Source organism: Streptomyces collinus, from assembly GCF_031348265.1.
Taxonomy (GTDB): Bacteria; Actinomycetota; Actinomycetes; order Streptomycetales; family Streptomycetaceae; genus Streptomyces; species Streptomyces collinus.
In genome coordinates this window covers 5,990,743-6,010,287 of the sequence record NZ_CP133771.1, presented here as the reverse complement: position 1 = coordinate 6,010,287, position 19,545 = coordinate 5,990,743, and the positions used below count along the sequence as shown (strand labels likewise).

The following is a 19,545-nucleotide window of genomic DNA, read 5'->3' as shown; positions in this document are numbered from 1 at the left end:
GGTTACTCTCCTTCAACCCGCATGATGCTGGCGACACCACGCACGGTGTCGAGCTTGCGCAACGCCTCGACGGTCCCGGTGAGGGCCGCGTCGGACGCACGGTGCGTGACGACGACGAGGGAGGCCTCGCCGTCCTTCCCCGACTGGCGAACCGTATCGATCGAGACTCCGTGCTCGGCGAAGACGGTCGCGACCTGGGCGAGAACACCCGGTTTGTCAGCCACGTCGAGGCTGATGTGGTACCGCGTGACGACGTCACCCATCGGCGACACCGGCAGCGCGGCGTAGGCGGACTCGCCCGGTCCGGTCGTGCCGCTGAGCCGGTTGCGGCAGACGGCGACGAGGTCGCCGAGCACGGCGGAGGCGGTCGGGGAACCGCCCGCTCCGGGACCGTAGAACATGAGCTGCCCGGCGGCGTCGGACTCGACGAACACCGCGTTGTAGGCGCCACGGACGGAGGCCAGGGGATGGCTCAGCGGGATCATGGCCGGGTGCACGCGTGCCGTGACGGACGCGCCGTCCTCGGCCCGCTCGCAGATGGCCAGCAGTTTGATGGTGCAGCCCATCTCCTTCGCGGAGGCGAAGTCGGCCGCGGTCACCTCGGTCATGCCCTCGCGGTAGACGTCGTCGAGGCGCACGCGCGTGTGGAAGGCGATACCGGCGAGGATCGCGGCCTTGGCGGCGGCGTCGAAACCCTCCACGTCGGCGGTCGGGTCGGCCTCCGCGTACCCCAGGGCGGTGGCCTCGTCGAGGGCCTCCTGATAACCGGCGCCGGTGGAGTCCATCTTGTCGAGGATGAAGTTCGTCGTGCCGTTGACGATCCCCATCACCCGGTTGATCTTGTCGCCGGCGAGGGACTCGCGCACCGGCCGGATCAGCGGGATGGCACCGGCGACGGCGGCCTCGTAGTAGAGGTCCTTGCCGTGCTGCTCGGCGACGGCGTGCAGAGCGGCCCCGTCCTGGGCGAGCAGCGCCTTGTTGGCGGAGACGACGGAGGCGCCGTGCTCGAAGGCGGTGGTGATGAGGCTGCGCGCGGGCTCGATGCCGCCGATGACCTCGACCACGACGTCGATGTCGCCGCGTTTGACCAGGGCGGTGGCGTCGGTGGTGACCAGCTCGGGGGCGATGCCCTCACGCACCCGGTCGGGCCGCCGCACAGCCACGCCCGCGAGCTCCACCGGGGCCCCGATCCGGGCCGTGAGGTCGTCGGCGTGCGTCGTCATGATGCGCGCCACCTCTGAGCCGACCACTCCACAGCCCAGCAGCGCCACCTTCAGCGGACGCGTACGCATCATCCGACCTCGTTTCCTCTTTACCGTCTACGGTGGAACCAGTCTCACTCACCGGACGGGAGTTTCTGCCCCCGGTCCGGATCGTGAGATGTCTATTTCATTTTCATGGGGGCGGCAGACAGGAGATCTTCCGCCGCCCGCTTGCTTCGGCTTTCGGCCATGGGCCGCTCGGGCTTTCGGCCTTTTGTCGTTCAGCCGACGTCGAGACGCAGCAGGTCCTCCTCCGTCTCGCGGCGGACGATCACCCGCGCCTCACCGCCGTCGACGGCGACGACCGGCGGGCGCAGCACATGGTTGTAGTTGCTGGCCATGGAGCGGCAGTACGCACCCGTGGCCGGTACGGCGAGGAGGTCACCCGGTGCCACGTCGGCCGGCAGGAACGCGTCCTTGACCACGATGTCCCCGCTCTCGCAGTGCTTGCCGACGACGCGGGCGAGCATCGGCTCGGCGTCGGAGGTGCGGGAGACCAGCGCGACGCTGTACTCGGCGTCGTACAGCGCCGTGCGGATGTTGTCCGACATGCCGCCGTCGACGGAGACGTACGTCCGCAGCCCGTCGAGGGGCTTGATGGTGCCGACCTCGTAGAGCGTGAAGGCGGTCGGGCCGACGATGGCCCGCCCCGGTTCGACGGAGATCCGCGGCGTGCGCAGCTTGGCGGCCTCGCACTCCCTCGTGACGATCTCGCTGAGCGCCTTGGCGATCTCGTGCGGCTCACGGGGGTCGTCGTCACTGGTGTACGCGATACCGAGGCCACCGCCGAGGTCGATCTCGGGCAGCTCGACGCCGTGCTCGTCGCGGACGGCCTTCAGGAGCGAGACGACCCGGTGCGCGGCGACCTCGAACCCCGACATGTCGAAGATCTGCGACCCGATGTGGCTGTGGATGCCGACGAGCTCAAGCCCGTCGAGCTGCAGGGCGCGGCGTACGGCCTCGGCGGCCTGCCCGCCGGCCAGCGGGATGCCGAACTTCTGGTCCTCGTGGGCCGTGGCGATGAACTCGTGGGTGTGCGCCTCGACCCCGACGGTGATCCGGATGAGCACCTTCTGCCGCTTGCCCATGCCCTGCGCGATGTGGGCAACGCGCACGATCTCCTGGAAGGAGTCGAGCACGATGTGCCCGACTCCGGTCTCGACGGCCCGGGTGATCTCGTCGACCGACTTGTTGTTGCCGTGGAAGGCGATGCGGTCGGCGGGCATGCCGGCGGACAGGGCGGTGGCCAGCTCGCCGCCGGAGCAGACGTCGACGTTCAGCCCCTCCTCGTGGAGCCAGCGCACGACGGCGCGGGACAGGAACGCCTTGCCCGCGTAGAAGACGTCGGCGTCGGCCCCGAAGGCGGTACGCCAGGCCCGCGCGCGGGCCCGGAAGTCGGCCTCGTCCAGGACATAGGCGGGGGTGCCGTACTCCTCGGCGAGCCGGGTGACGGGGATGCCTCCGACGGTCACGACCCCGTCCTCGTCACGCGTCACGGTCTGGGCCCACACCTTGGGGTCCAACGCGTTGAGGTCGGCGGGCGGGGCTGAGTAGTGGCCCTCGGGGAGGACATCGGCGTGACGGGGCCCGGCGGGGTGTGCGGAACGGCTCATGATCTGTTCGTGTCTCTCAGAGATGGTCGGGAGCGTCGATGCCGAGCAGGGACAGGCCGCCGGCCAGCACCGTCCCGGCGGCTTCGGCGAGCGCGAGCCGGGCACGGTGGGCGGCCGAGGGTTTCTCCCCACCGAGGGGCAGCACGGCGGGGAGCAGGGGCATCGCGGCATCGGCGACAGTGACGAGGTGCCGGGCCAGGCGGTCGGGGGTGTGGTGCGTGGCAGTGGCGGCGAGGACGCGGGGGTGGTCGCCCAGTACGGCGATCAGCGCTTCCGCTTCGCTCACGGGACCGGGCTCGGGGTGGAAGCCGAGGTCGGCGGCGTTACGCAGGAGGGCCCGGGTGCGGGCGTGGGCGTACCGGACGCGGAAGAGGGGGTTGCTCTCCCGCTGGACGAGGTGATCTCCGGGGATCCGGGGCCGGTCGTGGCCGGCGGGGTGCAGCAGCGCCCAGCGGCCGGCGTCCCGGCCGAGGGGCAGCGGGTCGCCGGGGGCGGGGACGGGGCGGACGATGACGTACCGGTCGGCGATGCGTGGCCCCCGGGTGGTGACGTCCGCCCCGAGGACGGACTCCCACTCCGGGGCGGGCCGGCCCTCGCACTCGACACGGACGAAGTCGCCCTGACTGCGCAGCACGCGGGTCACGGCGTCCGCGACCACGACGGCACGCACCTCGGCCGGGCACGAGATCCCGACGGCGGTCCCGCTGAAGCCGCTCGTCGCGTGCCCGTACCGCCGCCCGCGCCGCAGGATCTCCTCGACGAGGCCGGCGGAGGCGGTGCCGCGCAGGCTGAGGTTGAGGAAGCCGGGCCCGGTGACGACGACGTCGGTGAACCGCTGCTCGCCGAGGAGCCGTGCCCGCAGGATCTCGGCCACGTCACGCGGCGGCCGCCCTGCCGCGCGGGCCAGCTGGAGGGCGATGTTGGTGGCGTAGTCGCCGCAGCCCCCCGGCCCAGGTGGAGCGACCACGGCCCGCTCCGGCACGGTCACACTCAGCTCACCCTCGTCGACAGCGCGCCGCACGGCGTGCAGCACGGTGCGGGAGAGCTCGGCGGGGGTCACGGGACAAGCGTATGGGAGGAAGGGGGTGGGTATGCGAGCCGGTTTCCGTACGGTCCGGGATGTGGACGAGACGCCTGCGCAGGAGCTGCGCACGAGTCCCTCGCCTACGGCACGGCGGGGAGATCCACTTCCTTGGCCTGCTCCACCGTTTGCCCCTTCACCTGCCCCTTCACCTGTTCCTCCATGTGGGCGCCGCCCCCGGTGTCGGGGCCACCCCCGTATTGCCGGCCCCCGCCCCGGGCCCGCTCGACCAACTGCCGCACCAGACGGACCAGTTCGGCCGGCTCGAAGGGCTTGGCGAGGAATGCGTCGACGCCCGCTTCGAGTCCGGCCTCGACCTCGTGGTGCCCACAGGCGCTGACGATGGCGAGGGGTGTGTCGCGGGTGCGCGGATCGGCCCGGAGGCGAGCGGCCGTCCTGATCCCGTCCAGCCGGGGCATGACGACATCGAGGGTCACGACATCGGGGCGCACCTGATGAACGACATCAAGACACTCGGCACCATCGGCCGCGGTCACGACCTCCAGCCCCTCCAGCTCGAGGTTGACCCTGATCAACTGCCGGATGACCTTGTTGTCGTCCACAACAAGCACCCGGCCCGACGCGCCTGGCACACCTCGAGAGTAGGTCGACCCCGGCCACCGCGTCCGGGTTTTCCCCACTTCCACCCTGCACAAGCGACCGACACCCCCGCCCCCGGCAGCGAAAACCCGTTCATGACCACCCCGAGGGAGCTGGTAGTGTTCTACCCGTCGCCGCGAGCAACGCGACGAACACGCCCCCGTAGCTCAGGGGATAGAGCAACGGCCTCCGGAGCCGTGTGCGCAGGTTCGAATCCTGCCGGGGGCACCGTGGATTAGGTGCCCAAAGACCCCGTCATCAGCGGAAACGCTGAGTGCGGGGTCTTCGCGTGTGCAGGCGTGTGCCGGTTGGAGCGGCCGTATGTCGGGGTCTGTGGACGAGGCGTGGACGGGATCTTGGGACGTAAGCGCAGGTCATGCCCAGGACAGGCGAAGGCCCCGGACAGGTCCAGGGCCTTGGGGGGTACCGCCTTGAGCGTGTCACTCGCACCAACAGAACCTCGACGGGGAAGTCCCTCAGCCGGTGGCTTTGGCGATGATGCGGCCCATCTCCTCCTGGCCGAAGGCTCGCAGGGTCGTGCTACGGACGTTGCCCAACGCGCCGACCTGTAGGAGCACCGCGGTGGCAGTCTCGTCGTCGGGCGCCTCCACGACAGCCACGATGTCGTACGGGCCGACGGTCCAGAAGAGGTTCAGGACCTTCACCCCGAGCTTCTGAGCCGCTGCCGTGAAGGCTTCGGCGCGTTGCGGGGTGTCCTTGTAGCCGCGGACTCCCTGGTCGGTCCAGTTCAGCAGCGCAACAAACGTCGGCATGATCCTTTACCCCTGTAAGTAGACGCAACTAGTCGTGGTCAACTCTGGGCATCATGCGCGTAATGCGCATGAGAGGCGCCTCTGAACGAGTGATGAAAGCCGGCCTTACTTCATGGCCCGGCCCGACATACACCCCGGAGCCAGCGGCGCGGAATTCCTGAGGACAGGAACGCCCCTCTCGGCCAAGGCATGCCGATGCCCCCGGACAAGTCCGGGGGCATCGGGGCTACGGTCGTCTGCGATCACTCGTACTCGCGCAACAGATCCTCAATACGCCGGTTGGCGACGTCTTGCCGTCCGTCGAGGCACTTGGCGTAGCGGGTCAGCAAAACCTCCACGCTGTTGCCGGCGTGCTCGGCCACCTCAGTGGGGTCGACACCCGCATTGAGCCACGTCGACAGCGCCGAGTGCCGAAGGTCGTACGGCCGACTCGCGAGCGGCGAGGCCGCGACGGCCGGCGGAAGCGCGAGGAGCCGAGCTTCCTGCCACACGCGGTAGTAGGTCGAGGACGGGACGACCGAGCCCTTCTCGCTGAAGAACAGCCGCCCGTCGTCCGCCGTGCCGAAGGTAGCCAGGTGCTCGCGGAGCACGGCTACGAGGTGAGGCGGGATCGGCACCCGCCTCACGTCCTCGGTCGGCCGGTTCTTCAGCCCGCGGTCGTCATGGGTCTCCCCCGAGTCGGTCCACTGCTTGCCGACGGACGGACGGGTCCGGTGGAGCAGCGCCGAGCCCCAGCCCTGCTCGGGAAGCTTCAGGTCCGTCTCGACGAGGCCCACCGCTTCCGCCGGCCGCAGGCCACCGAAGTACATGGCGGCGAACAGACCCACGAGGCGACGACCACGAGCACGCCGGTACCCGCCCACGTAGGAAACCGCCGCCAGGAGGTTCCGTGCCTGCTCCGGGTTGGCGACAACCCGCGGTTCGACATGGTTGGACACCTTTGGCTTCTGCCAGCGGACAGCTGTGATGGGGTTCTCGCGCAGCTCCCCCAGGTCGACGGCGTAGTTCGCGGCGTTGACGAGTGTCCGGCGCTTACGCCGCACAGTCTCCGCCGCTGCTGCCGTGCCGTCGAGCTTGAGCTTCAGCGAGTCGAGGACCGTGCGAGCCGTGGCCGCTTCAGCGAGATCGGCGAGCGGCCGGGATGCCTTGGACACCCAGTGGAGAACGGTCCGAACGTCGTCCGGGACTTCCCGGTCATCGGGCCCTGGCAGCACGAAGGCCCAGTTGCGCAGTGCTCTGCGGATTTCCTCGTCGGACGGTCGTCCGGCACGCTCGTCGAGGAGTTCCAGCGTCACGCTGGTGAGGGATTCGTTGATGCCATCCCTCGTATTCGGGGCGGCATGAGGCCATTTCATGGCGAGGTACCTGAGAGCGAAGGCGTACCACGACACGGCCGACTTCTTCTCTTCCATCGAGGCCGGAAGTCCCGACACAGTGTCGAACTCCTCGCCCTCGCGCATCGCACGCATGAGCTTCGTGCGGTAGTGGTCGGCAAGTGCCTTGGTACGGAAGGACTCCGAGAACACATTGCCTGCGACTGACCAGCGGACACCGTACGAGGGCGTTTTGGTGTCCCGCTTGCGGACTCCCCAGACCTTCACATCGAGAGACTTCACGCCGCCTCCTCCAGCTGTCGCAGCCATGTGTTGAAGTCACTCCGCCAAACCCGCAGCTCTCCGTTGGGCAGCTTGAATGCGGCCGGCCCGTACCCCAGTTCTCTCCAGCGGTAGAACGTCCGACGGGAGACACCGCCCAGCTCATCCAGGACTTGCCGAACGGTCATCAGCTCGTCGCGACGGGCGTCCATGTCGGTTCTCCTTCCGTTCCGCGGGCGGGTTCGAGGGACGCAGCGAGCCAGGCCTCGCCGTTACTCAGGCCGGTTCCGGCGAAGACCCAGTGGGCCAGGACGAGCGTGGTTTCGCCGTCCTGAGGAGCGGCCGTGGGCGCTTGTGCGCGGCGCCATTCGGCGCGGGCGTCGCGGAGGGCGCCGAGGGTGGTGGAGTAGCGGCGGGACTTGGTGGAGAAGTGGCCGCGGAAGCCGAGCATGTGGGCCCAAGCGCGCAGGCGGAGGTGTTCAAGGTGCTTGCGGGCGCCGAGGGTCCAGGCCGTCCGGATCATGCGGCGGGCGTGGTCGGTGATCCGGGCCTGTGCCAGCTCGGCGAGGAAGCGGATCGGCCGGTCCAGGGTGCCGGTCGCTGTCTCGGCGCCTTTGGTGGCGTACTTGGCGATGTACGCGGCGACGGCCCGCTCGGTCAGCTCCTGGCCGCCGTCGAAGTCGGCAGAGCGGATGGTGCGCACGTCGAGTTGGCGGCCGAAGGTGAAGGTGTGGGTGCGGCCGTCGACGTCCGATCCGTTGACGCGGGTGGCGGTGACGGCGGCATGAACGGCGTCGGTCAGCAGTTCGGCGGACGCCCAGGCCGGAGGGGCCGTGTCGCCGCCCTCCGGGCCGTCGAGGCGGATGACCGCGTGGAAGTGGACGGCGCCCCGCTTCTGGTACTCGGCGACCTTAGCGAAGGAGACACGTGCGTGATCCCGAAATGTGCGCTGGGTGAGGCCGGCGCGCTTGGCGATCTCACGGCGCAGGTAGATCGAGAAGCGCCGCCAGAGGGCCCCGGCGTGGGCATTCCAGAGCACGGCCGCTTCGTAGTTGTATGCGTCCGGGTCGAGGGGCGTACCGAGGGCCGGGTCTGTGTCGTCGTGCCGAGCACCGCAGCGGCAGGGCCGCCCGCTGGAGGGGCGGTTGTGGACCGGGCCGAAGCTCGGTGCGGTGAGGGTGGCGAAGACGCGCGGGTGTGTGCCGACCTGTTCGGCGGTGCCCTTGCCGCCACGGAGTCCGGCGGTGATCAGGTGGAAGGTGTCTCGGCGGTAGACCTCCGCACAGGCCGCGCAGCGGGTGGCACGGCGGTTGTTGCAGCGGACGAGGAGACTTCCGGCGGGCAGGGAGGACGAGTCGAGGTGGTGGAGGACGCGCCCGATCTCTCCGGTCGTCCGGTCGACCGCGTACTCGGTTCGGTGGCCGTCGAGGCGCACGGGGTTCGTGCAGCCGCCCAGGCCGGAGAGTTGGCGGGCCAGCTCGGGCATGGTGCCGAGGGAGGCCAGCATGGAGAGTTCCGCCAGCGGGGGCGGAGTCTGCCGGGTGATGATGGGTCTTCCTTTCGGCTGTTTCGGCGGTTGAGAGGGACGGCCCCGGGGCGGCGGGATGCTTGGCGGCGTTTGCCGCCCCGGCGGCCGGTCAGCGCCTGTTGGCGCCAGTGACGAGGGAGCGCAGGACCACGGCGGCGATGGCCACGGACACGGCCGAGACGGCGACCGCCGCCAGGAGCGCGGTGAGGACGACGCCGACGACGACCACGGCGGCCACCGCACCGGCGCCGACCCCGACGAACGGGGCGACCGAGCGGCCGGCGGAAGGAGCCGGGGCGTGATCCTGCGGGATGTGGGTGGTGATGCTCGGGACGTGCGGGGTGTCGGGCAGCTTGGGGCGGAACATCGCGGGACTCCTTGTCGGTCGGGGTGTCATTCGTGGGTGCCGTTGACGACGTCGACCCCGGAGCGGGTGCCGGACTCGATGGCCGGGGCGAGGATGGTGTGCGAGAGCCAGAAGCCGAACAGGGCGATCACGACGGCGACCCAGAGACGGATGCCGAGGAACTTGATCGCGGCCCAGGCGATGACGCCCAGGAGGAAGACGAGCGGCAGCGAGACGGTCACGGGAGCTCCTCAGCGGACGCGGCAGCGGTGGGTGCGCGCGGCCAGCTCGGCGGCGGCGCGGCTGTCGTAGTCGGTGGAGAAGCCGCAGCGCGGAGCCGTGCAGGCGGCGGTGTGCTTCTCGCGGCCCCGGCCGTCGTTGTAGGTGCCGACATGGACGGGGCCGATGCGGACGACGCGGCGGAAGCGGCGGTTGGCGGACATCAGGGGATCTCCTTGTCGGTCTCGCCGGTGAAGTCGGTGACGTGGTCGGCCAGCCAGCGCAAGATCTCTTCGCCCTCGTAGCTGTCGGCGGCGAGGATGACCGGTTCGGCGATCAGCACGGCTTCGGTGAGGCGGTTCTGTCGGGTCAGCTCTGCGGCGCGCTTCAGCGCGCGGAGCGTGGACGGGCGCAAGGGGGAAAGTCCTCCGGGTCAGGTGAGTTGGGTGGTGATGGCTTCGGCGAGCGGCATGGGCACACCGAGCCGGGCGCGAAGGGTCGAGGTGTCGATGTCGGTCCCGGTCCGGGCGCGGTGTTCGTCGGCGACCTTCCGGGCGAGAGCGACGAGCGCGGGCGGTACCGAGGACGGAGGCAATGAAGCCGACTCCGGCGCGGCGGCCGGCAGTTCGGGCGCTGCCGTGGGCGGCTCGACATCTGCGGCGGTCGGTTCCGGCGCCTGAGCTGTCGAAGGCGGTTCCGGTGCCGTCGCCCGATCAGCGCTGGGATTCACTGCTCCGTGAGCGAGCAGCGTGCCGCCGAGGAAGGCGACCGCGGGCCAGCCGGCGACGAGGATGCGGAGCCAGGCCGGTACGTTCTCCAGGTCGAGCAGACCGGCGGTGGCGACGTTGGCGCCCAGTGACGCCATCAGTGCGACAAGGAACCAGCACCACCCGGACGTTTTCGACTCACCGGAGCGCAGGCGCCGCCAGGCCGCGACCAACAGCAGGTCGACGGAGATCGGATAGGCCCACGCCTTCCAGCCGTCTTGTCCGGCAGCGAGCGCTAGGTCGTGCAGGTGAGCGAAGGACAGCGCGGCGGCGATCACCGCTTGAACGAGCACGGCGTCCACGCGGGCGGGCAGGGCGCGCACGGCCACTCCTTCCAGTTCCGGGCATGGGTGGGGTAGGGACTTGGCGCGGGACGGCCGCGCCGACCGTGGAAGCGGGTTGGCTACTCGGTGATCGGTTGAGGAGTGGCCAGAGGGCTGGACTCCTTCACCGGCGCGGGAGGGAGGTAGGACCGGAAGGGCGCGAGCGCCGGAACGTCCGGGGCGAGGTGCGCCGTTTCGCGGCAGGTGGCCGCAGCGTCGGCGAGGGACAGGTGAGGGGTGCGGATGCGGGACCAGCCGCCGGAGGTGTCGCCGACGACGGCGAGGCCGGGCAACTCGGCAGCGATGGCGCAGGAGGCCAGGACAGCCTCAGGGGCGATGTCACCGAGCGCCATCTTCGCGGACGCTTCGTCGTTCACCCGATGGCAGATCCGGCCGGTGAGCTGAGCCCGGAGCATGGTCGCTCCCTTGCCCAGCTCGGCCCCGAAGCGCTGCCCGCACACCTCCAGATAGATGCCGGCCGCACGGCCAAGCTGGGCGAGCCGGATGAGCTGGGTGACCATCTCGTCCCGCCGCTCTTCCTCCTTCCTGGTGGCGACGAGGAAGAGCTCTGCCACTTCGTCTACGAACAGCACGATGGGAGCCGGACGTTCGCCCTCCGGCAGGCCCCAGACGTCCGAGGTGATCAGCTCATCCGGGGTGCCGGGCGCGATGCCCTGCCGCGCTTTGATCAGGTCGTATCGGTCCTCCATTTCCTTGACGAGCACGGGCAGCAGCTCGGACGCCTGCTCCGGGTCGGTCGCCAGCGCAGAGAGCCGGGGAGCGAACGGCGCCAGCTCCACCCCGCGCTTGCAGTCGATCCCGACCAGGACCACCGGCTGAGCGGCCAGCCCGGCGAGCAGGTTCCGCAGGAACATGGATTTGCCGGACAGCGTGGCGCCGAGCACGAGTTCGTGAGGTACGGCCCTGTAGTCCCGCACGAAGGCGGTTGCGTCCTCCCGCAGAGCCACCGGCACGCGGAGCGGACCGGTATCGGTCCGGCGAGGCATCCGCACCTTGCGCAGGACGTCGAAGCCGACGAGCCGCAGTTCCACGACACCGGGCTTGACGTCCCGCACGTACACGGCGTGAACACCCCAGGCATGCCGGAGCCGTTCGGCCGAGGCCGCCACGTCCGCCGGTTCCTGGCCCGGAGCCAGCCGCAGCCGGAGCCGCAGGCCGGTCGAGGTGGGCCGGATCATGCCCCGGCGGGGAGGCACGGGTCGGACCTCACGGCGAGTCGTGGCCTTGACGGCCAGGGCCCGCCACCGGGGCGGCTCGACCGTCAGGCCGCACGCGTCCATGGTGGAGGTGTACGAGGCCAGCAGCCGGGCCACCGAGACGGGCAGCCCGACCGTGGCCCAGTACGCCGCCGGATGGGCATGCCGGGCGTAGGCCGCGCCGCCTATCGCAGCGAGCGACCCGCCCAGCTCGGCCCACGTCACCAGGTCGGTCACGACGATCAGCCCGCCTGCTCCATCGGGAAGGCGCCAGGAGCAACGGCGGTCGCCCGGTAGGCGATGCCGTGCCGCTGCTGCCCGTTGAAGACGCTCTCCCACGGTCGGGCAATGAGCCCCGGCAACGAGACCGGGGCCCCGACGGTCAGGCCCTCCGTCACACCGCTCTCGGGGACGGTGACCTGAAGCAGCGACGACTCGCCCTCGTCGATGTAGACGACGCCGACCGTCATCAGCGCCTCACCACTCACGGCGTCCTTGGCGATCTCACCGGTCTGCCGGTCGCGCACCTTCGGCGCCGGCGCTTCGGTGAGCAGGATCGTGGCGGCCGAGGCGTCAATACGGATCACACGCACAGAGATTTCTCCTTGTCGATCAACCAACTCGCCACCTGACAAGTTGACTTAGCAAGTTCGAAGCTACGGATGCCAGGTTGACTTGTCAAGTGACTTCGCGGTGGTCGGCGAGCGGCCCTGGAGCCCCGAGCGCACCATGGACTCAGCAGCAAGGGAGGGCGCGAAATGAGCAAGAAGCACCGCGCTCCAGAGCCCCAGTCATGGGGACCTCGCACTCCACAGTGGGCGGCACCGCCGCCAGTCACATGGCCGGGACCGCCTCAGGGATCACCCCCAAGTCAGCCCCCGCGTCAGGACAGCACGGCACCGCCGCCGAGGAAGCGGCGCCGGGTCTTCCTATGGGTCTTTCTCGCCGTGCAGATCTTGTTTTTGATCTGGGTCATTTTGGGCGCTTCGACGGCCAGCGGTACGCCCGAAGGTTGCCGCGGTCTGACGGGAGAGGACCTGAAGCTCTGCGAGGACGCGAGCGACGTCGGAACCACGATCGGGGTGGGCCTGATCGTCGCGTTCTGGGTAGCCGCCGACTTCATCCTGGCGCTTACGTACGTGATCTACCGACTTGCCAGCCGACAACCTCGGGCCTGAGTCACAGTGACCGGTTCAACCGTCAGCTGAGCCGATAGGTATCTTCGAGTTCCTGGCGGTCAGCAGGAAGCAGCACGTCAGAGACTTGCAACGCCTGCCCTGACGCGTCGCACGCGATGACGAGGACGCTCAGCACTGGCACGCCATCCGGCAGGCCCAGGAGTCCGGCTTCACCAGCCTCAGGGAGCCGAGCCGAAACCCGCTCCGTGACATGGTCGAAGCGGATCTTCCTTCTCGCTTCCAGGTGTTCGCGCACACTGCCGGCCAGGACTTCAGCGCTCGCCAGCTCGGTGTCCTCCACCAGGCCGGCGGGGAAGTACGACGAGACCAGCTCAACTGCTTCGCCTTCCTCCTCAACGAGAAAGCGGCGCATGAGAACTTTGGCCTTCTTCGGCAAGCCGAGCGCTGAGGCGACTCGCGCCGGGACAACGACTTCAGCGACTTCCACGAGGCGTCCCGAGGCCTGGGACTCATCGCGCTCCAGAGCCTCTCGCCCCCGCCGGTCCTTCTGCTCGACCGCTTCCGGTCGGTCCCGAACGATCGTGCCGTACCCCTGTCGAGACTCCAGCCAGCCGTCACGCTTCAGCAGTTCCAGCGCCCGCACGACGGTGGGGCGGGACATCCCGAAGGACTGCACCAACTGGTTCTCGCTGGGCACCCGAGTGCCAGGCGGGTACGTGCCGTCCTCGATGCGACGCTGGATCGTCTGTGCGAGGCGCACGTACTTCGGTGGCTCCACTTCATACGCCATGAACGCCGCCTGTCGGGATTGGCCAAGTCAACTGGTCAACCAGACTAGCGAATCTTCGATTGTCAAAGTAGAAGCGGAGCGAACTCTTACCTTCCGGGCCAGGCATCGGCCACCACGAAGGAGACGACGGTTCCGCCGAAGCGGCTCGGGGCGGCATGCCACGACTCAGCCAGCGAATCGACCAGGAGCAGCCCACGCCCGTGGGCGTCGTCGGCGTCGGGATGCCTCAACCGCACGTTCGCCGGAAAGCCGGGGTTGTGCACGTCGACCCAGAGCGAAGCCCCCTCCCGGAACCACTCGACCCATACGAGCCAGGGTTCGTCCGACCGGCCATAAGCGATGGCGTTGGTCACCAGCTCCGAGATCATCAACGCACAGTCGTCGACAGAGCAGGCCGGGTTGTACGGGGCGATGAACTTGCGGAACCAGCGCCGAGCCCGTGACACAGACTCAGCGACAGGGTGCAAGGTCATCGCACCGAGACGCGGTGACTCCTCAGACGGAAAGCGGTCGATCATGTAGGCCATCAGGTGCTCACTTCCTGCCGCTACCGTCGCAGTCGAGGCAGCGCCGCTTCGATGTGGCACGGGTGCGATCGGCGGCGGTGGCAAGCGCCAGGGTCGCTCGGGAGCCGACACGCTTCCAGCCGCGCCCCCGGCAACCCGAGCAAGGTAAGTGCGTGCCCTGATCCGGCCCCTGACTCGTCACACCGCGCCTCCTCCCAGTGAAGTGGCCTTAGCCACTTTCTGGATAGTGGCATTAGCCACTTGGAGGACGCAAGCGATTCGCCGCAACTGGCCCCCTCAGGTGAGGGGGTAGCCCTGCTCGAACGCCCAGCGATGCGGCGGGTAGGTGGCCTCAGCGAACTCCAACGGCCGGTCCTGGAAGTCGAAAACGACGTGGTGCACAATCAGGACAGCGGAGTCGGCGGCCAGTTGGAGGTCCTCGGCCTCTTCCTCCGTGGCCGCACGCGCGCACATGCGATCTTCCGCGTAACTGCCCTGCCGTCCGGTCATGTTCTCGACGTACAGCAGCGTCCCCTCTTGGATCCGCTCCGGCTCCAGAAGCTTCGGCGCACGCTGACCGACATCCGGAGCGAACCACGAGGTGGACAGCGTGATCGGGCCGTCCTGGTTGTTGGTCACCCGCCGCCGATGCACCGCACGGCGATCCTTGACCAGGCCCAAGGCCTCAGCCACGTGGTCTGGCGCCTCAAGCCAACCGGCAGAAGTGATCACGGCGTACTCGCCCGGCGTGTAGATCTTCCCGGTCTGCCGAGCGCGCCCGTACAACTCACGGGCCCGCCGGTTGACTTCGAGGCTCCGAACGTACGTGCCCGACCCCTGGCGCTTCTCGACGAGCCCCTGATGACTCAGCGCCTCCAGCGACCGTGCGGCCGTGGGCCGGGACACCTTCCAGTCCGCCGCCAACTGCCGCTCCGACGGCACCTCGTCACCCGGTCGCAGGTCACCCCGAAGAATCTGATCACGGATGTAGTGCGCGATCTGAAGATACTTCGGCTGAGCCTCCTCGATCTGCGGCATCAGTCCTCCTCACCCAAGGCGACCCCCAGGCGAGTAGTCGGGCACCCCGCTACCGAGCTGAGGCCCGCTTCTCGATACAAGTGGCTATGGCCTCTAGCCACTATAGGGTGAGTGGTCAACCCCCCACCCCGTAGGCTGAGACGCATGACGCGGTTGATCGTCGCAGCAGGAGGAGGGGGCGACGCAGTCGCCGCCGCAATGATTCACGCCGCCCTCTACGGCGACGAGGACCAGGCGGTGATCCTCACGTACGCATGGGACCGCCTCTTGGTCGACCCAGTACCGGGCCCCCGAGGACCAGACAACTTCACCGGTCTCCTCCCCCTCACCCCAGCAGTCCGGGCAGTGCCGGCCGAGGCCCGTCCGATCGCTCCGGCGGGTTCGACTCTCCCCCGACTTGCAGCAGAGCTCGGGCACACGTTCGCGCTGATCGACGCACGCGACGGGGTCGAGGGTGTCACCCGCCAACTCGACGAGCTGGTGGACCACTTGTCACCGGCCTCGATCGATCTCCTGGACGTGGGCGGCGACATCCTCGCCCGCGGCGATGAACCGACGCTGAAGAGCCCCCTCGCCGACGCCGTCACGCTCGCCGCGTGCTGCCAGGTGAACGCTCCCGTCCGCCTGTTGGTGGCGGGGCCCGGCCTCGATGGCGAACTCCCTCTCGACGAACTGCGCGGCATCTCCGGCCCGCTCATCCACACCCTCACCGCGAAGGACGTCGAGCCGATCAGCTCGGTCTTGGAATGGCACCCCTCCGAGGCAACCGGCATGCTCGCAGCAACAGCCCGAGGCGTGCGAGGCACCTGCGAAATGCGAGACGCCGGCCTCCCGGTCCCCCTCACCGACGAAGGACCGACAGTCCATGAGGTCGACCTGGACGAGGCACTGACCCGCAACCAGTTGGCCCGCGCCATCCTGACGACCGCCAACCTGGACGAGGTCGAGGCACACAGCCGCGAAATCTGCGGCTACTCGGAAATCGACTACGAGCGCAACAAGGCCGCATGGCTCAAGGACCAGCCACCGGCACCGCTCGACCGAGAGGCCGTACTGTCTCAGCTCGACCAGTTCGAAGCCGAGGCCCGCAGCCGCGGAGTCACCCACACGACGTTCCGCCGCATCACCGAGGCCCTGAACCTCAACGGCTCCCTGCGCGAGGACCTACGCCAACTGCTCATCAACAGCCGTCCGCAGCAGTACGACGCTCCCTTGTGGCGCATCACAACCACTACTGAGTAACAACCTTCTTCACGAGTTCAAGGCGGCTCGCTCCGCTCCCCGCGCGCGGCACGGGCGCCGGCCGGGCCTGCGCTCCTGTCTCCGCCCCGCTCCAGCCCGGCCGGCGCCCGTGCCGCGCTCATGGCAATCAGCCACCTGATGCCAGAGAAAGGGGTACGTCGTGGCTGGGGCGGTCGCGTAAGTCCTGCGTGCCCTGGGGCAAGGAGGCTACGATGAGGTGATCTGTAACACAGAGGCTGGAGGTTCGGGGTGCCCCAAGGCCTTTCCCAGGACGAGCTAATCCGTTGGCTGTGTGACGACTGGTTGCTCACCGGTCCTCAGGTGTGCATTTTGGAAGGATTCGGGGGAGTCGGGAAAAGCCGAATCGCCAACGAGGTGATCCGGCGTGCCGACTTTCCAGCCATCCGCGTGGTGACGCCCGAAGGTGGCCTCGGATGGGAAGATCTCCTGATTCTCATTGCAACCGAACTTGATGAACTTGGGGAACGGGAGATATCCGATCGGTCGGACGGTGATTTACAGGCAGGCCTTCTATCCTTCCTTCGCAAGCAGTGCCTTGTAGTCCTCGACAACATTGAAGCACTCCTCGACCCAGAAACGGGCTTGCCACCAGCGCCACTGCGGGAGCTGGTTTCGCAAATCTCCCAGCGAACACCGGGGGCAGGTCGCCTCCTTCTCGTTACCAGCCAATCCTTGCCCAGTGGCAGATGGATGGATGATTCCGCCATCCACACCGTTTACCCACCGACTGAAAGTCAAGGCTCCGATATTCTGGATAACCTCCTATCCATGAGAGGTCTCCAAGAAGAAATTCCACCAGAGAAGCGGACGGATATCGTTCGGTGGCTCGGGGGGAACCCGAGGGCTCTGGAAATCTTTGTGACCTGCCTTGCGGACGAGCCCCTCGAAGACTTGATCCAGCTAGGATCCGAGGCTTGGGAAGTACGTGACCAGATCGTCGCTCCAACACTAGTAAGGCAGCTAGAAGAAAGACTAGCGCGACGCTCCCTGGAGCATCTCGAAGTAAGTACAAAAGTACTCCTTCAAATGCTTTCGGTTTACAGAACACCCTTCCGCCAGGACGCAATTGATAGGCTCTCTCGAATCATCGAAGATCCTCACACGGCCCAGCAATTGCTTTCCAAAAGATTCTTCCTGTCTCGCAGCACTCGATGGTTCTCCCTAAACCCGATTGTGCGTGAGATTGCCAGAAGCCAAGTCGCCAAGGAGTCTCGCCGACTCAGAATGGCACACACTCAAGCGGCGGAACATTTCACGAGGCATTTTAGAGATCAGAGGTCGACCGCCCCTTTCCTTTCTAACGGCGCAAGCTTTGTCGAAGCCCGCTATCACCTCTTGAAGATCGAAAAGGGGGAAGAATTTGAAGCCATCGCCGCTAATTACAGATCTCAACTTTTGAAAAACTACAAGAACATCACGCGAATGCCAGAGGAATCAGAAGCTGCCCAGCAACTGATTTCTGTACTTATGGCGGCACTGGCTGGTAGCGACAGAGGGTATTCGAACCTCAGATACCTCTTGGCAAGACTTCTCATGAAGAGAAATCGTCGAGATGACGACCTATTGGCTTTTCGGCAAGTCACTTATGCAACGCGCTCTCCGAGCCAGTCAGGCGCTTGGCTTCTTCGTTTGGACCTGTCGGCGAGGTTTGAAGGCTATAGCGCTGCCGAATCTGTAGCGCGTCAAGCTATAGCAGCTCTTCACCAGAGTCATTCGTGGATCTTCTATCGAAAACTAGCACTCTTGGCTTTTAATTCCGGGAAAGTTCGGGATTCACTAAGAATTCTAGATGAAGCACTTCGCGAAATGCCACCCTCATCGCAGCGCATTCCTATTTACAGCCTCGGAGGCTATGTACTCACGCGCGAAAATCGCGGTTCCGAGGCGGTAGATCTACTACTTGATGGGTATCAATCCGCAACTAAAGATGCCCTTCCATACTCGTGGAGATTGTTCGAACAAGCCCTCTTTCTCGCAGGTGGACGCAATGACTCAATCGCCCTAACGAATGTCAAGAAAGCCGTTAAGCAGAACGCGAATCGGGAATATTTAACTCTCTGCGAGGTCGTAGAGATGCAATCTTCGGGGCAGTGGGAAGAGGCTGCAAAGGCTGCGGATGCGAGTCTGGCATCATCTCGGGGTGAGAAATATCCAACGCTCGCCGCTCAAGGTGCGTTCTCATGGATGTGCTGCGGCGAACCACGGCGTGCATACGCTGCACTCGCTGGTATAGCACTGCCCCGCAATTCGGCCACCTGGTGGCTCAGGGCGATGCTCGCACTGTGCTCTGGAGCGAACGAATCATACGTCGAGTATATGCACCACTGCCTCGGGCGTCCGCTTACCGAATCTGAAACTGACGACAAAAAGTTTTGGATTAAGTGTTGGGATGAAATTCCGGACGGCCTAGAACCATATCCTGCATTCTACTTCCCTCGCCTACCCTCAGGACTTACCGGTCTCAGTGGCGACGTAGTACGATTGGTGGAAAAGCCCTCACCGCTTGAATTCGAACTCATGAGTCAAGTAGGACTACCGCAGGGTGCTGAGGTTGCAAGTCAGGATGAATTGAGACCTGACGCCCCTTCCGTCTTTAGGGAACCAGCCAGACAAGGCGTAACGAACACCTTCATTTTTCGCGACGCCTCCGTTCCGTCGATTATTGTCAAAGGAGAAGAAAACATGCGCGATAAGTATGAGGTCGAGCAAGCTGCGGCCGTAGGCCCAAAGTCCAAAGCGAAGGATGTAACTATCCAGAAATTCCAAGGCGGCAGCAGCGAGGGGATCGACCTGCAGCGACTTGCTAGCGAATTGGCCGACCTTAGGCGGGCGATGCGCGCAGCGAGCGCGGACGACGACGATCCGGAGCGTGACATCGCTGTTGCTGCCGTTTCACAAGCAGCAACAGCTGCAGGGCAGGGGGACGAGGGTAAGGCCCTGCAACATCTCGCTAGTGCTGGTAGGTGGGCCTGGGATATGGCTAATTCAATTGGGGCTTCTCTAGCGGCTGCAGTCCTAAAAACCCAACTGGGGATTTAGGCTGGCAATCGAGAGCGCTCTTCCGCTCGCAACGATAGCAACAGTGCCAGAGACTGCATCATAGGGAGGCGTTCCGGACCCGTGCCGGAACGCCTCAGTCGCATCCGCATCGACCGTTCGTTGAGGCGTGAGTGTTAACTGCGTGGCAACGCCGAAGAATAGCGGTGGACGAACCCGAACGCCTGCGGACCATCAGCGCAGGTGACAGGCAGACCAGCCCAAGGCAGAGCCTGCTTCGGGACGAAGAAGTCATGGTCCCAAGGTCTCGTCACCACGCCTCCCTGGTCGCGGCTTGCTCAGGTGAACGACGGCGGCCAGCGTGGCTGAGGCCCGGTAGTGGTTGCTGTGGCACACGCGTGCCTAATCGTTCGACGCACCCACCATCGTGGCGGACTGGCGTCGGCTAAGGCTCAGACCCTCAAGACCAAGCTCCCGTCCAAGGTCCT

The 19,545-nt window shown here is 66.8% G+C and carries 21 protein-coding genes and 1 tRNA gene; 4 read left to right on the top strand and 18 right to left on the bottom strand.

Annotation, left to right across the window (positions count from 1 at the left end; genetic code table 11):
• Positions 1–2: 2 nt before the first annotated feature.
• The 4 genes from RFN52_RS27525 to RFN52_RS27510 all read right to left on the bottom strand — a co-directional run bounded on the left by RFN52_RS27525 (position 3) and on the right by RFN52_RS27510 (position 4,519).
• The gene (locus RFN52_RS27525; protein WP_184849991.1) at positions 3–1,295 is read right to left on the bottom strand and encodes a homoserine dehydrogenase; all 1,293 of its coding nucleotides are present in this window, start codon (positions 1,293–1,295) and stop codon (positions 3–5) included.
• Positions 1,296–1,483: 188 nt separating this feature from the next.
• Positions 1,484–2,875, bottom strand: a complete 1,392-nt coding sequence (gene lysA, locus RFN52_RS27520; RefSeq protein WP_184849989.1) for a diaminopimelate decarboxylase — start codon at positions 2,873–2,875, stop codon at positions 1,484–1,486.
• Between the two features lie 16 nt (positions 2,876–2,891).
• Positions 2,892–3,935, bottom strand: a complete 1,044-nt coding sequence (gene nrtL, locus RFN52_RS27515; RefSeq protein WP_184849987.1) for an ArgS-related anticodon-binding protein NrtL — start codon at positions 3,933–3,935, stop codon at positions 2,892–2,894.
• Positions 3,936–4,039: 104 nt separating this feature from the next.
• Entirely contained in the window at positions 4,040–4,519 is a 480-nt protein-coding gene (locus RFN52_RS27510; RefSeq protein WP_373308489.1) for a response regulator, read from the bottom strand.
• A gap of 193 nt (positions 4,520–4,712) precedes the next feature.
• Here RFN52_RS27510 and RFN52_RS27505 point away from each other — a divergent pair.
• A tRNA-Arg gene (locus tag RFN52_RS27505) sits at positions 4,713–4,784 on the top strand.
• A gap of 248 nt (positions 4,785–5,032) precedes the next feature.
• On the opposite strand, the gene RFN52_RS27500 is transcribed toward RFN52_RS27505, so the two are convergent.
• The 11 genes from RFN52_RS27500 to RFN52_RS27450 form a co-directional block, all read right to left on the bottom strand.
• A complete protein-coding gene (locus RFN52_RS27500) occupies positions 5,033–5,329 on the bottom strand; it encodes a GYD domain-containing protein (protein WP_184849985.1) in 297 nt (98 codons plus the stop codon).
• Positions 5,330–5,571: 242 nt separating this feature from the next.
• Positions 5,572–6,945: a tyrosine-type recombinase/integrase gene (locus RFN52_RS27495; protein ID WP_184854056.1), complete on the bottom strand. Its 1,374-nt coding sequence runs from the start codon at positions 6,943–6,945 to the stop codon at positions 5,572–5,574.
• Positions 6,942–7,136: a helix-turn-helix transcriptional regulator gene (locus RFN52_RS27490; RefSeq protein WP_030246378.1), complete on the bottom strand. Its 195-nt coding sequence runs from the start codon at positions 7,134–7,136 to the stop codon at positions 6,942–6,944. Before RFN52_RS27490 ends, RFN52_RS27495 begins: the two co-directional genes overlap by 4 nt.
• Positions 7,112–8,431 (bottom strand): replication initiator, encoded by a 1,320-nt coding sequence (locus RFN52_RS27485; protein WP_184849982.1) that lies wholly within the window; start codon positions 8,429–8,431, stop codon positions 7,112–7,114. The genes RFN52_RS27490 and RFN52_RS27485 overlap by 25 nt, the downstream gene beginning before the upstream one ends.
• A 130-nt stretch (positions 8,432–8,561) precedes the next feature.
• Positions 8,562–8,819 (bottom strand): SpdD protein, encoded by a 258-nt coding sequence (locus RFN52_RS27480; RefSeq protein ID WP_104783031.1) that lies wholly within the window; start codon positions 8,817–8,819, stop codon positions 8,562–8,564.
• A 26-nt stretch (positions 8,820–8,845) separates the two neighbouring features.
• The gene (locus tag RFN52_RS27475; RefSeq protein WP_184849980.1) at positions 8,846–9,040 is read right to left on the bottom strand and encodes a hypothetical protein; all 195 of its coding nucleotides are present in this window, start codon (positions 9,038–9,040) and stop codon (positions 8,846–8,848) included.
• 9 nt (positions 9,041–9,049) lie between these two features.
• Entirely contained in the window at positions 9,050–9,241 is a 192-nt protein-coding gene (locus tag RFN52_RS27470; protein WP_184849978.1) for a mobile element transfer protein, read from the bottom strand.
• The gene (locus tag RFN52_RS27465) at positions 9,241–9,432 is read right to left on the bottom strand and encodes an RING finger protein (RefSeq protein ID WP_184849976.1); all 192 of its coding nucleotides are present in this window, start codon (positions 9,430–9,432) and stop codon (positions 9,241–9,243) included. The genes RFN52_RS27470 and RFN52_RS27465 overlap by 1 nt, the downstream gene beginning before the upstream one ends.
• Positions 9,433–9,450: 18 nt before the next feature.
• The gene (locus RFN52_RS27460; RefSeq protein WP_184849974.1) at positions 9,451–10,107 is read right to left on the bottom strand and encodes a DUF2637 domain-containing protein; all 657 of its coding nucleotides are present in this window, start codon (positions 10,105–10,107) and stop codon (positions 9,451–9,453) included.
• Positions 10,108–10,187: 80 nt separating this feature from the next.
• Entirely contained in the window at positions 10,188–11,561 is a 1,374-nt protein-coding gene (locus RFN52_RS27455; RefSeq protein ID WP_184849972.1) for an FtsK/SpoIIIE domain-containing protein, read from the bottom strand.
• Between the two features lie 5 nt (positions 11,562–11,566).
• A complete protein-coding gene (locus RFN52_RS27450) occupies positions 11,567–11,917 on the bottom strand; it encodes an SCO3933 family regulatory protein (protein WP_184849970.1) in 351 nt (116 codons plus the stop codon).
• Between the two features lie 354 nt (positions 11,918–12,271).
• Between RFN52_RS27450 and RFN52_RS27445 the strand changes: the two genes are divergently transcribed.
• Positions 12,272–12,502: a hypothetical protein gene (locus RFN52_RS27445; protein WP_184849968.1), complete on the top strand. Its 231-nt coding sequence runs from the start codon at positions 12,272–12,274 to the stop codon at positions 12,500–12,502.
• A 22-nt stretch (positions 12,503–12,524) separates the two neighbouring features.
• Here RFN52_RS27445 and RFN52_RS27440 read toward each other — a convergent pair whose 3' ends face one another.
• The 3 genes from RFN52_RS27440 to RFN52_RS27430 form a co-directional block, all read right to left on the bottom strand.
• Positions 12,525–13,253: a GntR family transcriptional regulator gene (locus tag RFN52_RS27440; protein ID WP_184849966.1), complete on the bottom strand. Its 729-nt coding sequence runs from the start codon at positions 13,251–13,253 to the stop codon at positions 12,525–12,527.
• Between the two features lie 86 nt (positions 13,254–13,339).
• A complete protein-coding gene (locus tag RFN52_RS27435; protein WP_184849964.1) occupies positions 13,340–13,780 on the bottom strand; it encodes an ATP-binding protein in 441 nt (146 codons plus the stop codon).
• A 276-nt stretch (positions 13,781–14,056) separates the two neighbouring features.
• Complete coding sequence (locus tag RFN52_RS27430; RefSeq protein WP_184849961.1) at positions 14,057–14,797, bottom strand: GntR family transcriptional regulator; 741 nt, start codon at positions 14,795–14,797, stop codon at positions 14,057–14,059.
• A 144-nt stretch (positions 14,798–14,941) separates the two neighbouring features.
• On the opposite strand from RFN52_RS27430, the gene RFN52_RS27425 reads away from it, so the two are divergent.
• Together RFN52_RS27425 and RFN52_RS27420 are read left to right on the top strand one after the other, a co-directional pair.
• The gene (locus tag RFN52_RS27425; protein ID WP_184849959.1) at positions 14,942–16,039 is read left to right on the top strand and encodes a DUF1152 domain-containing protein; all 1,098 of its coding nucleotides are present in this window, start codon (positions 14,942–14,944) and stop codon (positions 16,037–16,039) included.
• Positions 16,040–16,288: 249 nt separating this feature from the next.
• Positions 16,289–19,099 carry an AAA family ATPase gene (locus RFN52_RS27420; protein WP_374050181.1) on the top strand — a complete coding sequence of 937 codons (2,811 nt, stop codon included), beginning with the start codon at positions 16,289–16,291 and terminating at the stop codon, positions 19,097–19,099.
• The last annotated feature ends 446 nt before the right edge of the window (positions 19,100–19,545 follow it).